11 protein-coding genes are annotated in these 13,177 nt (G+C 74.2%); 5 read left to right on the top strand and 6 right to left on the bottom strand.

Annotated elements, in window-relative coordinates; all coding sequences use genetic code 11:
* Nucleotides 1–4 precede the first annotated feature (4 nt).
* The gene (locus tag ABZ924_RS02170; RefSeq protein ID WP_361902649.1) at nucleotides 5–2,263 is read left to right on the top strand and encodes a bifunctional salicylyl-CoA 5-hydroxylase/oxidoreductase; all 2,259 of its coding nucleotides are present in this window, start codon (nucleotides 5–7) and stop codon (nucleotides 2,261–2,263) included.
* A gap of 170 nt (nucleotides 2,264–2,433) precedes the next feature.
* On the opposite strand, the gene ABZ924_RS02165 is transcribed toward ABZ924_RS02170, so the two are convergent.
* The 5 genes from ABZ924_RS02165 to ABZ924_RS02145 all read right to left on the bottom strand — a co-directional run bounded on the left by ABZ924_RS02165 (nucleotide 2,434) and on the right by ABZ924_RS02145 (nucleotide 6,735).
* A complete protein-coding gene (locus ABZ924_RS02165; RefSeq protein WP_361902646.1) occupies nucleotides 2,434–2,892 on the bottom strand; it encodes a hypothetical protein in 459 nt (152 codons plus the stop codon).
* Nucleotides 2,889–3,728, bottom strand: a complete 840-nt coding sequence (locus tag ABZ924_RS02160; RefSeq protein WP_361902643.1) for a GNAT family N-acetyltransferase — start codon at nucleotides 3,726–3,728, stop codon at nucleotides 2,889–2,891. Before ABZ924_RS02160 ends, ABZ924_RS02165 begins: the two co-directional genes overlap by 4 nt.
* 81 nt (nucleotides 3,729–3,809) lie before the next feature.
* Entirely contained in the window at nucleotides 3,810–4,175 is a 366-nt protein-coding gene (locus tag ABZ924_RS02155) for a hypothetical protein (protein WP_361902640.1), read from the bottom strand.
* Between the two features lie 129 nt (nucleotides 4,176–4,304).
* The gene (locus ABZ924_RS02150) at nucleotides 4,305–5,111 is read right to left on the bottom strand and encodes a PaaX family transcriptional regulator C-terminal domain-containing protein (protein WP_361902637.1); all 807 of its coding nucleotides are present in this window, start codon (nucleotides 5,109–5,111) and stop codon (nucleotides 4,305–4,307) included.
* Nucleotides 5,112–5,115: 4 nt separating this feature from the next.
* The gene (locus tag ABZ924_RS02145; protein WP_361902634.1) at nucleotides 5,116–6,735 is read right to left on the bottom strand and encodes an AMP-binding protein; all 1,620 of its coding nucleotides are present in this window, start codon (nucleotides 6,733–6,735) and stop codon (nucleotides 5,116–5,118) included.
* A 140-nt stretch (nucleotides 6,736–6,875) separates the two neighbouring features.
* On the opposite strand from ABZ924_RS02145, the gene ABZ924_RS02140 reads away from it, so the two are divergent.
* The 3 genes from ABZ924_RS02140 to ABZ924_RS02130 all read left to right on the top strand — a co-directional run bounded on the left by ABZ924_RS02140 (nucleotide 6,876) and on the right by ABZ924_RS02130 (nucleotide 8,890).
* Nucleotides 6,876–8,018, top strand: coding sequence for an acyl-CoA dehydrogenase family protein (locus ABZ924_RS02140; RefSeq protein ID WP_361902631.1), 1,143 nt, complete (start codon nucleotides 6,876–6,878; stop codon nucleotides 8,016–8,018).
* On the top strand, nucleotides 8,015–8,428 hold the full coding sequence (locus ABZ924_RS02135) for a RidA family protein (RefSeq protein ID WP_361902629.1): 414 nt from the start codon (nucleotides 8,015–8,017) through the stop codon (nucleotides 8,426–8,428). Before ABZ924_RS02140 ends, ABZ924_RS02135 begins: the two co-directional genes overlap by 4 nt.
* Before the next feature lie 81 nt (nucleotides 8,429–8,509).
* Nucleotides 8,510–8,890 carry a hypothetical protein gene (locus ABZ924_RS02130; protein ID WP_361902626.1) on the top strand — a complete coding sequence of 127 codons (381 nt, stop codon included), beginning with the start codon at nucleotides 8,510–8,512 and terminating at the stop codon, nucleotides 8,888–8,890.
* A 142-nt stretch (nucleotides 8,891–9,032) separates the two neighbouring features.
* On the opposite strand, the gene ABZ924_RS02125 is transcribed toward ABZ924_RS02130, so the two are convergent.
* Nucleotides 9,033–10,403, bottom strand: coding sequence for an aminopeptidase P family protein (locus ABZ924_RS02125; RefSeq protein ID WP_361902623.1), 1,371 nt, complete (start codon nucleotides 10,401–10,403; stop codon nucleotides 9,033–9,035).
* Between the two features lie 242 nt (nucleotides 10,404–10,645).
* Here ABZ924_RS02125 and ABZ924_RS02120 point away from each other — a divergent pair, with 242 nt between their 5' ends.
* Nucleotides 10,646–13,081, top strand: coding sequence for a collagenase (locus ABZ924_RS02120; protein ID WP_361902620.1), 2,436 nt, complete (start codon nucleotides 10,646–10,648; stop codon nucleotides 13,079–13,081).
* Nucleotides 13,082–13,177 lie beyond the last annotated feature (96 nt).

The raw sequence follows: 13,177 nt of genomic DNA, 5'->3' as shown, positions 1-13,177 counted from the left end.
CGCCATGCCCGTCGCGAGCACACTCGGCGTCGCGGTGATCGGCGGGGGGCCGGGCGGGCTGTACGCCGCTGCGCTGCTCGCCCGGCAGGGGCACACGGTCCACGTCTGGGAGCGCGGCGCACCCGACGACACCTTCGGCTTCGGCGTGGTCCTCTCCGACGAGACCCTCGGCGGCATCGAACGGGCCGACACGGAGGTCTACGCCGCCCTGAGCGCCGAGTTCGTCCGCTGGGACGACATCGACATCGTCCACCGCGGCCGCATGCTGACCTCCGGCGGCCACGGCTTCGCCGCCCTCGGCCGGCGCCGGCTCCTGGAGATCCTCCACGCCCGCTGCGCCGACCTCGGCGTCCACCTGCGCCTGCGCACGCCCGCGCCCGACGCCGAGGCGCTGGCCGCCTCGTACGACCTGGTCGTCGCCGCCGACGGGGTGCACAGCGCTACCCGGCGCAGCGGCGCCGCGCACTTCCGGCCCACCGTGACGGGCGGGCGCTGCCGGTACATCTGGCTCGCCTCCGACTTCGCCTTCGACGCCTTCCGCTTCGAGATCGCCGAGACCGAGCACGGCGTCATGCAGCTGCACGCCTACCCGTACGCGCAGGACTCCTCCACCGTCATCGTGGAGATGCGCGAGGAGGTCTGGCGGGCCGCCGCCTTCGACCTGTGCGACGAGGCCGAATCGGCGGCCCGCTGCGCCAAGGTCTTCAGCGAGGCCCTGCGCGGCCGCCCGCTGCGCGGCAACCGCTCCGCCTGGACCGGGTTCCGCACCGTCGTCAACGAGCGGTGGTCCCAGGGCAACGTGGTGCTCCTCGGCGACGCGGCGCACACCGCGCACTTCTCCATCGGCTCGGGCACCAAACTGGCCGTGGAGGACGCGCTCGCCCTCGCCGAGGCCGTCGCCGCCGAGCCCGACGTGCCCGCCGCCCTCGCCGCGTACGAGGCGGCCCGCCGGCCCGCGGTGGCCTCCACCCAGCGCGCCGCGGCCGCCAGCATGCGGTGGTTCGAGGAGCTCGCCGGGTACGTCGACCAGCCCGGGCGGCAGTTCGCGTTCAACCTGCTCACCCGCAGCCGCCGCGTCACCCACGGCAACCTGAGGATGCGCGACGAACGGTTCACCCGGGCCGTGGAGCGGGACTTCGGCTGCCCCGACGAGGCGACCCCGCCCATGTTCACCCCGCTGCGCCTGCGCGGGCTGACCCTGCGCAACCGGGTCGTGGTCTCCCCGATGGACATGTACTCCGCGGCCGGCGGGGACGGCATGCCCGGCGACTTCCACCTCGTCCACCTCGGCGCCCGCGCCCTCGGCGGGGCCGCCCTGGTCATGACCGAGATGGTCTGCGTGTCCCCCGAGGGCCGCATCACCCCCGGCTGCACCGGCCTGTACACGGACTCGCAGGCCGCCGCCTGGACCCGCATCGCCGACTTCGTGCACACCTCCGCGCCGGGGACCGCCCTCGGCGTCCAGCTCGGCCACTCGGGCCGCAAGGGTTCCACCCGCCTGATGTGGGAGGGGATGGACGACCCGCTGCCCGAGGGCAACTGGCCGGTGGTGGCCGCCTCGGCGCTGCCGTACCGGCCCGGCGTCTCGGCCGTCCCGCGCGCCCTCACCCGCCGGGATCTGGCCGCGATCCGCGCCGAGTTCGCGGGCGCCGCCGCCCGGGCCGCCGGCTGCGGCTTCGACCTGCTCGAACTGCACTGCGCCCACGGCTACCTGCTGTCCGGCTTCCTCTCCCCGCTGACCAACCGGCGCGAGGACGCCTACGGGGGCAGCCTGGCCGGGCGGCTCCGCTTCCCGCTGGAGGTCTTCGACGCCGTCCGCGAGGTGTGGCCCGAGGACCGGCCGATGACGGTGCGGCTGTCCGCCACGGACTGGGCGCCCGGCGGCACCTCGGCCGAGGACGCCGTGGCCATCGCGGCCGCCTTCGCCGCCCACGGGGCCGACGCCATCGACGTCTCCACGGGGCAGGTCGTCGCCGATGAGACCCCCGAGTTCGGACGCTCGTACCAGACCCCGTACGCCGACCGGATCCGCAACGCGCTGGGCGTTCCCGTCATCGCCGTCGGCGCGATCTCCTCGTGGGACGACGTCAATTCCCTCCTCCTGGCGGGCCGCGCCGACCTGTGCGCGATCGGGCGGCCCCACCTGTACGACCCGCACTGGACGCTGCACGCGGCCGCCGACCAGTCCTACACGGGCCCGGCCGCCCCGTGGCCCGCCCCGTACCGCGCCGGCAGCCGCAAGCCCCCGACGGGCAGGGCCTGACCCTTCCGCCCCCGCTGCGCGGAGCCGTTCCCCCACCCGGCCCCGTCAAAGATCGGGGCTCCGCCCCGGACCCCGCGCCTCAAACGCCGGCGGGGCTGGATAAATCCAGCCCGCGCGGCGTTTGAGCGCACCGGACGCGGAGCGCACGGAACCCGGTTCCGCCGGTTCGCTCAGGCGGCGGCCGAGGTCAGGCATTCGTGGCACAGGCACGGCTCGGGATGGTGCCAGTCCGCCCAGCGCCAGGTCCGCAGCTCGCGCGCCTTGCGCTCGTACACGGCCGCGGCGCGCGCCGCGGCCGCCCCGTCCGGGAAGCCGGACCACTCGGCGGTCCGCAGGACGGCCGGGCTGCGCACCAGTTTGGGACGGAAGGTGTGCAGGTGGCGGGTGGACACGAACGCCGCGACGTACCGCCGGGTGTGCCGGGGACGCCCGATCACCATGCAGTTCTCCGCTCCGTCCACCGACTCCTGGACGTACACCCGGGAGCCGCCCTTGAAGCTCTTCGTGCCCGGGCGCTGCCCCTGGCCGCCCTCGCCGTAGCGGCGCCACTGCACGACGTTCGCCACCACCATCCACAGCGGCTCGAGGCCCTGCTCCTGCGCTTCCTGCGCCTCGTGTGAGCCGGTCACGCCGGGACCACCACCGCGCGGTCCTCCACCGGGCGGAAGCCGAGGCGGAGGTACACGCCGGTGCTGGTCGGATTCGCCGTGTCCGCGAACAGCAGCACCTCCGAGGCCCCGGCCCCCCGCGCCGCCCCGACCGCGGCATGCGTCACCCCGGCCGCGTACCCGCGGCGGCGCTCGGCCGGCGGGGTGTACACGGGGCCGATCCGCGAGGCCCCGCCCACCTCGGCGCTGAACGAGGCCACCGCGACCGGCCGGCCGCCGCCGTCCTCCCACAGCACCACCCCGCGCTGCGCGACCCGGTCGCGCGTCACCGCATCCCCCGGCACGGGGTCGTCCAGCTCGAGAGCGAACGCCGTGAACCACTCCCGCACCAGCGGCAGGTCCGCCTCGCCCGCGGTCCGGGCCCGCCCCGCCGGCGCGGGTTCCGGCGCCACCAGGTCGCCGAGCCGGTACAGCCGCAGCACCTCCGGGTCGCCGACCGGCCGCCCCCAGGCCTGCGCGAGCCGCTCCCCGTCGGCGCGCCGCGCGTTGAACCCGCCGATGCCGCCCAGCAGCGGCTCCCGGTGCAGCGCCTCGCCGAGCGCCGCGACGGCCTCGTCCGGGACCCGGCCCAGCACCAGCGGGAACGGCGGGGTGCACACCAGGGCGCCCGCGACGGCCCCGTCCGCGCCGGTCCACCAGCCGAACACCGGGTCGTGGTCGGAGTAGGCGTGCGGGCCGCGGCGCACCAGGGCGCCCTCCACCGTCAGCAGCAGTGTGTTCGACACCGGGTCGGCGGCCACGGCGGGCCCGGCCGCGGTCCGGTAGGCGGCCAGATCGTGCGTGAAGGTCCAGGGCATGGCTCATGATGGCGCGGCCCGCCACCAGCCCGCACCCGAAATTCCGGCCCGGCGGACCCCGCCCGAGAGGTCACCGAGAGATCAGGAGGGCAGCCAGCCGGGCCACCACGGCGGCACGTTGTCCGGGCCGCACAGCCCGGAGTCCCCGGGGTAGCCGGCCAAGGTGCCCTCGGCGGCGAAGTACCAGAGGACCACCACCGCCAGGACCAGCACCACGGCCGCCACGCCGACCGCCGGGTTCACGCGCCGGGCGAGCAGCCAGACCAGTGCGGCGAGCAGCGCGCACCCCGGGACGAGCATCACGACCATCTCGAAGAGCAGGCCGAACCTGCCGCCCGCCTCCCAGCCCGCGTCGCAGTAGGCCCTGGCGTTGGCGGCCAGTACGTACGCCAGGTAGCCGGCGAGGGCGCCGCCCAGCGCCGCCACCGCCACGGTCCACAGGCGCACCCGCTTGCGCGACGGGGCGGTGGGCGGCTGCAGGGGCGGTGGCGGCGCCGGCGGCCCGAATCCGGGCGGCGGAGCTCCAGGCGGAAGACCGGCTCTCGTCACATCGGGTCCTGACGTCCCCGCCGTCCGCTACGGTTCCACGAACCGCGCCCCGATGTCCCGCAGCCGGGCGTGCAGTTCGCCGAAGACGGCCGCGGCCCGGTCGCCGGGCCAGTCCGACGGCAGCAGCTCGCGCGGCAGCCCCGGGTCGGCGTACGGCAGCCGCCGCCAGCTGTCCAGGGCGCGCAGGTAGCCCCGGTAGGCCTCCTCCGCAGTGGGCTCGCCGCCCTGCTGCAGGGCGCGCAGCACCGGCTCGTGCAGGTCGAGGAACTCCTCGTGGGCCTTGGCCAGGGCCGCCAGGTCCCACCAGCGGGCCACCGCCTCGGCGGTCGGCGCGAACCCCAGGTGCGCGCCGCGGAAGAGCTCCACGTACGCCGTCAGGTGCAGCCGCTCCAGGGTGTGCCCGGTCTCCTCCTCCACATGGGCGGGGGCGATCCACACGCCCGGAGCCACCGCGCCGAAGCCCAGCCGGGCCAGGCGGGAGCGCAGGAGGTGCCGCTTGTGGCGCTCCTGCTCCGGGACGGAGAACACCGCCAGCAGCCATTCCCCCGAGGCCTCGGCTCCGCGCTCCCCGTAGATGCGCCGGTCGCCGTCGTCCAGCAGCCGGCGGGCCTCCGCGGAGAGCTCGTACCCGGCCGAGCCGTCCGCGGCGCGCGCGGGCAGCAGGAAGCCGCGCCGCTTGAGCCGGGACACCGAGGAGCGGACCGATGGCGCGTCCACACCGGCCGCGCCCAGCAGGCGGACCAGGGCGGACACCGGGACCGGTCCCTCGAAGGACCGCCCGTAGGCGCCGTAGAAGGTGACGATCAGGGATCGCGGGGTGTGCTGCTCTGCCACGGGCTCACTCTAGATCGCGCAGCCGGTACCGCTGCAGTTTCCCGGTCGCGGTCCGCGGCAGCGCCGGAACGAATACGAACACGCGCGGGCACTTGTGGGGCGCGAGCTCGGCCCGCATGAACGTCCGCAGCGCCTCCTCGGACAGGGTGGTGCCCGGCCGGGCCACGGTGTACGCGACCACGATCTGCCCGCGCCGCTCGTCCGGGCGCCCGACCACCGCCGCCTCGGCCACGTCCGGGTGGCGCATCAGCGCCTCCTCCACCTCCGGGCCCGCGATGTTGTACCCCGCCGAGACGATCATGTCGTCGGCGCGGGCGACGTAGCGGAAGTAGCCCTCCGGATCCCTGACGTAGGTGTCCCCGGTCAGGTTCCAGCCGCCGCGTACGTACTCCTCCTGCCGCGGGTCGGCCAGGTACCGGCAGCCCACGGGCCCGCGCACGGCGAGCAGCCCGGGCTCGTTGTCCGCGACCGGCCGGCCCGCGGCGTCGACCACGCGGGCCTGCCAGCCGGGGACGACGCGGCCGGTGGTGCCCGGCCGGATGTCGTCGTCGGAGGCGGAGATGAAGATGTGCAGCAGCTCGGTGGCGCCGATCCCGTTGATGATCCGCAGCCCGGTGCGCTCGTACCAGGCCTGCCAGGTCGCGGCCGGGAGGTTCTCGCCCGCCGAGACGCAGCGGCGCAGCGCGGAGAGGTCGTAGGCCCCGACGTGGTACGGGCCCAGCGCGTCCAGCATCGCCCGGTACGCGGTGGGGGCGGTGAACAGCACCGTCACCCGGTGCTCGGCGAGGGCGGGCAGCAGCCGGCGCGGCCCCGCCTGGTCCATCAGCAGTGCGCAGGCGCCCGCGCGCAGCGGGAAGACGACCAGGCCGCCGAGGCCGAAGGTGAAGCCGAGCGGCGGGCTGCCTGCGAAGACGTCGTCGGGCCGGGGTCTGAGCACGGTGCGGGAGAAGGTGTCGGCGACCGAGAGCAGGTCGCGGTGGAAGTGCATGCAGCCCTTGGGGCGGCCCGTGGTCCCGGAGGTGAAGGCGATCAGGGCCACGTCGTCGGCGGAGGTCTCCACGGCCGGGAAGGGCTCGCGGTGGCGCTCGGCCAGCTGCAGCAGGTCGCCGGGGCCCTCGCCGCCGTACGGGGTGATCCGCAGGCCGGGCGCCGCGGCGCGGGCCAGGTCGTCCAGCACCGTGACGTGGCACAGCGCGTGCCGCACCCGGGCCATCGCGCACACCGTGGCCAGCTCCTGGGCCCGCTGCTGGGCGAGCACCGTGACGGCCACCGCGCCCGCCTTCATCACCGCGAGCCAGCAGGCGGCCAGCCACGGCCCGGTCGGGCCGCGCAGCAGCACCCGGTTGCCGGGGACCACGCCGAGGTCGGCGGTGAGCACGTGCGCCAGTGCGTCCACGCGGTCGCGCAGCTCCCCGTACGTCCACACCTCGCCGCTCTCGCTGCGGAAGGCGGGGCGCTCCGGGCCGAGGCGGGCGATGGTGCCGTCGAGGAGCTCGGTCCCGCAGTTGAGCCGGTCCGGATAGGCCAGTTCGGGCAGTTCGAAGACGAGCTGCGGCCAGGTGTGGGCCGGCGGCAGGTGGTCGCGGGCGAAGGTGTCGGTGTGGGCGGATGGCTTGAGCTCCAAGGCGGATTCGCCCCCTTGCAACGGCAGCGGCCCCCTGGTGGGGGACCGAAGTGGGTGGAGCCGGCCGTGCGGTGTTCGCCACGAGCGTATCGTGATGGTGACGGCAGTCAATACGACGCGATAGAAGCGGGGATGTTCGGATGACCGGATTCGCGCTCGGAGCGGAACAAGAGCAGTGGTGCGCCGAGCTGCGCACCGTGGCGGCCGCGCGGCTGCGCCCGCTGGCCGACAAGGGGGAACCGGGGCGGGTCAACCGCCCGCTGCTGGCCGAGCTCGGCGCGCTCGGCCTGTTGGAGCGGGTCTTCGACGCGGGCGCCCTGGAGTTGTGCCTGCTGCGCGAGTCCCTCGCGTACGGCTGCACGGAGGCGGAGACGGCCCTCGCCCTCCAGGGGCTCGGCGCCCACCCCGTGCTCAGCGCGGGCACGGCGGAGCAGCGGGACCGCTGGCTGCCGCGGGTGCGGGCCGGGCGGGCGGTGGCGGCCTTCGCGCTGAGCGAGCCGGGGGCCGGGTCGGACGCGGCGGCGCTGGCCCTGGCGGCCGAGCCGGACCCGGCGGCGGGGGGCGGGGGAGACGCGCGCGGTGCGGGCGGGTGGCGGCTGACCGGGGAGAAGTGCTGGATCTCCAACGCCCCCGAGGCGGATTTCTACACCGTGTTCGCCCGAACGGGTGAGGGGCCGGGCGCCAAGGGCGTCACCGCCTTCCTGGTCCCCGCCGACCGGCCGGGCCTGTCCGGCGAGCCCCTGGACATGCTTTCCCCGCACCCCATCGGCCGCCTCGTCTTCGACGGGGTCCCGGTGGGTCCCGCAGACCTCCTGGGCGAGCCGGGCCGGGGCTTCGCCGTGGCGATGGCCACCCTCAACCTGTTCCGACCCAGCGTGGGGGCCTTCGCGGTCGGCATGGCACGGGCCGCGCTGGACGCGACGCTGGCCCACACCGCGCGCCGGCCCGCGTTCGGCGGGGTGCTCGGCGACCTCCAGGCGGTGGGGCACCGGGTCGCCGAGATGGCCACCCGGACCGAGGCCGCCCGGCTGCTGGTCTACGCGGCGGCGGGCGCGTACGACGCGGGCGCCCCGGACGTGCCGCGCCGCTCGGCCATGGCGAAGCTGCTGGCGACGGAGACGGCGCAGTACGTGGTCGACCACGCCGTCCAGCTGCACGGGGCCGTCGCCCTGCAACGCGGCCACCTGCTGGAACACCTCTACCGGGAGGTCCGCGCCCCGCGGATCTACGAGGGGGCGAGCGAGGTCCAGCGCACGATCATCGCTCGGGAGCTGTACCGGTGAGCCCCGAGCGCATCAACCCGCCCGAGCTCTCCCCGCCGACGGGCTTCTCCCACGCGGTGGCCGCGACCGGCTCCCGGCTGGTCTTCCTGGCCGGCCAGACGGCCCTCGACGCCGCGGGCAAGGTGGTCGGCGACACGCTGCCCGAGCAGTTCGAGCGGGCCCTGTCCGGGCTGCTGACCGCCCTGGCCGCAGCGGGCGGCACCGCGGCGGACCTGGTGCGGGTGACGGTGTACGCGGTGGACGTGGCGGAGTACCGGGCCCACGCCCGCGAACTGGGCCGGATCTGGCGCCGCTTGGCGGGCCGCGACTATCCGGCGATGGCGGTCGTCGGCATCGTCCGGCTCTGGGACGTCGAGGCGCTGGTCGAACTGGACGGTATTGCCGTTCTCGACGGGGCGGCTCCGTCATGACTTTGACAGGGGCAGGAGGACGAGGGAGGGTGGATATGTCCCCTTTGTGACATCGTCAACCATGTTCGGAGGTGCATGGTCATGCGCCGAGGGATCATTTCAGCGGTCGTGGCGGGGGCCGCGGGCGTCACGCTCGGCCTCATGCCGGTGAGCGGTGCTTTCGCCGCGGAGCACACGCAGGTTCCGCAGAGCTCCAGCACGCAGGTTCCGCAGAACTACAGGTGGTGCGACGACTGGCGCGGAGACTGGCGCTACTGCTGCGACTGGAACTACCGCCGCGACCGCTACGACCGGTGCTGGGACGTCGACGCCTGGTACGACTACCGGAACGACTACCGGTACGACAACTGGAACCGCTACTACTCGAACTATGACCGCGGCGACTACGGCCACTACAACGACTACTACAACCACTACAACGGCTATGACAACGGCCGCTACGACAACGGCCACCGCCACTAGACCGCACCGCTGAAGCGCACCCCTGAAGCGCACCTCTGAACCCAGCCCGAGTCCTGCTCGCGCGCGACGAGGGGCCGGCCCGGGGCACCCGGGCCGGCCCCTCGCACGCTGCGGACCGGCGTGACTCGTCGGACGCCGGCGCTCAGCCCTCCAGCAGCGTCCCCATCCACTCCTCGATCCCGGCGACGGTGCGCGGCAGCGCCCCCGACATCAGCCGGGCCCCGGTCGCCGTGATCACGAGGTCGTCCTCGATGCGGACCCCGATGCCCCGGAGCTCCGGCGGCAGCGTCTCGTCGTCCGGCTGGAGATACAGGCCCGGCTCGACCGTGAGCACCTGGCCCTCCTCCAGGACCCCGTCCAGGTACGTCTGCGCGCGCGCCTTGGCGCAGTCGTGGACGTCCAGGCCGAGCATGTGGCCGCTGCTGCACAAGGTGTAGCGCCGGTGGAGGTCGCCCTGCGCGTCCTTGAGCACGCCCCACTCCGCGAGGCCCTCGGCGATCACCCGCATCCCGGCCCGGTGGAAGTCGCGGAAGCTCGCGCCGGGGCGCAGCGCCGCGATCCCGGCCTCCTGGGCGGCGAGCACCAGCTCGTACACCTGCTTCTGGACGGGGGAGAAGCGCCCCGACAGCGGAAGGGTGCGGGTGACGTCGGCCGTGTAGAGGGTGTCGGTCTCCACGCCCGCGTCGAGCAGCAGCAGTTCGTCCCGGTCGAGCCGGCCGTCGTTGCGGATCCAGTGCAGTACGCATGCGTGCGCCCCTGACGCCGCGATGGTGTCGTACCCGGTGCCGTTGCCCTCGGCGCGGGCGCGCAGGTCGAAGACGCCCTCGATCCACCGCTCGCCGCGCGGGTGCGCCAGGGCCCGCGGCAGCGCCCGTACGACGTCCTCGAACCCGGCGGCGGTGTGGTCGACCGCGAGCTGGAGCTGCTCGACCTCCCAGGCGTCCTTGACCAGGCGCAGCTCGGAGAGCGCGGCCGCCAGCTCCGGGTCGGTGGCCGGATTGCGCCCGTCCGGAGTGCCGAGGGTGTCCAGGTGGGCGCAGCGCAGCCCGGTCAGGCGCTCCGCCTCCGCCAGGTCGGGGCGGCGGCCGACCCAGAACTCGCCGTAGCGGCGGTCCCGGTAGAACTCCTCGTTGCCGCCCGTGCGTGCGGAGCGCGGGCGCAGGTAGAGGACGGCCTCGTGGCCGTGCGGGCCGGCCGGCTCCAGCACCAGGACGTGGCCCACCTGGTCCTCCCCGGTCAGGCCGGTGAGCCAGGCGTACGCGCTGTGCGGGCGGAAGCGGTGGTCGCAGTCGTTGGAGCGGACCTTCAGCTCCCCGGCGGGGACGATCAGCCGCTCGCCCGGGAACAGCGCCGAGAGCCGGGCGCGCCGGGCGGGGGTGACCTCGTACGCGGGGATCCGTGCGGTGTCGGGGAGCGGCGACGGGGCCCAGTTGCCCGCCATGAAGCGGGACAACTCGGGGGACACCGGCAGGTCGTGGCTGCCGATGTTGAGGCGGGAGGAGGCGTCGGACACAAGGGCTCCCTGGGGAAGACGAGAACTGGTGGGTGCACAGGTCTTGTCAGTGCAATTTCACATTACTATGTTACAGCTCACACCGCGGTGCGTTAATCCCCGTCAAACGCCGTATGACACAAGGCAGTTCGAGTGGCGCAGGGCAGTTCGCGTACCACTCACGCACCACGCCTCACGCACCACGCCTCACGCAGCACCTTGCGCGCCATGTCCCCCACCTCCCCTCCCTTCAGGAGTCCTTGGTGTCCCAGCACAGAGCTGTGCGTACGTCCCTCCTCTCGGCCGCCGTCGCCGTCACCCTGCTCGCCACCGCCGGCCAGGCCGTGACCCAGGCCGCCGAGACCGCGGCGGCCCCCGCCCCCGCCCGGGCGGCCGGAGCCGCCGCCGCGCCCGCGGCCTTCACCGGCGGTGCGCCCGGTGCGAACCCGTTCGACGAGGTCGACCGCGTGGCCACGCAGCAGGAGGCCGTTCCCGCCCCGGCCCCCGCGCCCGGCGCCGACCGGGCCCCCGGCACCGCCCCGGCCCCCGCGCCCGCCGCCGGCCGCACACCCGGCGCCGCCACGGCCGCGGCCGCGCCCGCCGAACGCACCGAGAAGAGCCGCAAGTCCGTCGCCGCCCAGGCCGCCCCGACCGGCAGGACCCTCGCCGCGGGCGTCCCCTGCACCCTCGACGGGATCACCGGCCTGTCCCCGGAGCAGTTCGCCGACTTCCTCGGCGACCAGGCCGTCACCGCCGACGGCTGTCTGCGCGGGCTGATCTGGACCTGGGACGCCCGCCTGGCCCCGGTCATGTCCGACGCCCACGTCCAGGCCGTGTCCCGCCGGATATCCGCCCTGGCCGCCGCCCACGACGGGAAGGGCTCCTCCCACCTGGAGGAGATGTTCACCTACCTGCACGCCGTGGCCTACCACGACTACTCGCGCTCCGAGATCGACGTCACCGACCCCCCGACCGTCGACGCCATGCGCCGGGCCATCGCCGACTTCGGCGCCGCCGCCCGCACCTTCGACGCCACGGCCTCCAACGCCCGCACGCTGCGCGAGGCCCTCTACGCCGCCAGCGCACCCGGCCTGCGCCAGCACCAGCTGGAGCTCATCAAGAAGGTCCTGGCCACCATGGACCCGGCCCACCCGGCCACGAACCAGGACACCGCCTGGGCGGGCGCCGCCCTGGCCGCCCTGTCCGTGAACTACCTCGGCGTCTACCCGGGCAACCAGGACACCGCCTTCCACGCGGCGGTGGCCGCCGACGCCTCCTACCGCGACTTCTTCAAGGCCTTCGCCGGCTACGGACACCTCAAGGGCACCGCCAACTCCTGGGTGGCGCGCGACGCGCTCGGCGAGTTCGGCCGCTTCGGCCAGGTCGACGCGGTCAAGGACCGCACCGTCGCCGACCTCGGCGCCCTGCTCCCGGTCGCCCGCTCCACCTTCGGCGACGGCAGCGAGCAGTGGGCGAAGGTCGTCTCCTGGCTCAACTTCTACGGGGCGTGCAAGCCGTACGGGGTGTGCAAGGAGGACATCGAGAAGCAGCTCTTCCCGAACACCTACACCTACGACAACGGCGGCATCAAGGTCCGCACCGCCCTCGACCGGGCCACCGTCGACCAGCTCTACTACGCGAGCAAGCAGGTCAAGACGCAGTTCCACCGGGTCCTGGGCACCGACCAGCCGCTCGCCGGCGACCCGAACACCACCCTGAACATCGTGCTGTACGCCTCCCGCGCCGACTACGTGAACTACCACCCGATCCTGACGGGCTACGGCACCAACAACGGCGGCATCTACATCGAGAACGGCGCCACCTTCTACACCTACCAGCGGCGCGTCCCGCAGGACTCCTCCCTCACCCTCGAGGAGCTCTTCCGGCACGAGTACACGCACTACCTCAACGGGCGCTTCGCCGTCCCCGGCTTCTTCGGCCAGGGCCCCTGGTACGAGAACGACCGCACGACCGCCATGGACGAGGGCACCGCCGAGTTCTTCGACGGCGCCACCCGCGACAACGGCATCGCCGTCCGCAAGTCCCTGGTCCGGGGCATCATCAGCGACACCGCCGGCGGCGGCCCGCGCATGAGCGTCGACCAGCTCCTGCACGCCACCTACGACGGGGACGGCTTCCGCTTCTACAACTACGCGGGCACGTTCTTCGAGTTCCTGTGGACCGAGAAGCCCTCGCTGCTGCGCGAGATGTACACCCGCCTGCGCAGCGACGACGTGGCCGGCTTCGACGCCTGGCGCCACCGGATGGGCTCGGACACGTACCTCCAGCGCGACTACGACCGCTTCCTGGACGCGCAGATCGCCAAGGTGAACGACCTGTACGTGCCGAACACCGTCTTCACCCCCAACGAGCAGCTGCGCGACTCCGCGCTCGCGGCCGTGAAGTCCTCCTTCGCGACGGCCACGTACAGCACGCCGGACTGCGTGGAGAACGGGGACCCGGGCAAGCGGCGGTTCACCTGCACCGGGCGGATCACGGCGAACCTGAAGAACTGGCGCAGCGACGACCAGAACTTCAAGGACATGTCGGAGACGGTGGACTACTTCCTCCTCGACCGGGCGGGCGCGGCCTCCAACAACCTCGCCGACATGAACTGCACCTTCGCCCCGGTGGAGGTGTGGTCCGACCACAGGGCGGGCACCTCGGGCTACAGCTGCGAGGGACCGCTGCGCAGCTGACCGGTGCCCGCGGCGGCCGGCCCCGTGCCACGGGGGGCGGGACCGGCCGCCGGTGCGGCGCCGGGACCTAGGCACCCACTAAAGAATGTGACATAT

Origin of the sequence: Streptomyces sp. NPDC046876 (assembly GCF_040645035.1) — a bacterium.
GTDB lineage: Bacteria > Actinomycetota > Actinomycetes > Streptomycetales > Streptomycetaceae > Streptomyces.
This window is presented reverse-complemented; position numbering and strand designations above follow the sequence as displayed.

What these genes read in the sequence shown, in the direction of transcription:
- ABZ924_RS02170 (WP_361902649.1), top strand. Translation starts at nt 5, where the DNA reads ATGCCCGTCGCGAGCACACTCGGCGTCGCGGTGATCGGCGGGGGGCCG.
- ABZ924_RS02160 (WP_361902643.1), bottom strand. Translation starts at nt 3,728, where the DNA reads ATGCCCTGGACCTTCACGCACGATCTGGCCGCCTACCGGACCGCGGCC.
- ABZ924_RS02140 (WP_361902631.1), top strand. Translation starts at nt 6,876, where the DNA reads ATGACCGGATTCGCGCTCGGAGCGGAACAAGAGCAGTGGTGCGCCGAG.
- ABZ924_RS02130 (WP_361902626.1), top strand. Translation starts at nt 8,510, where the DNA reads ATGCGCCGAGGGATCATTTCAGCGGTCGTGGCGGGGGCCGCGGGCGTC.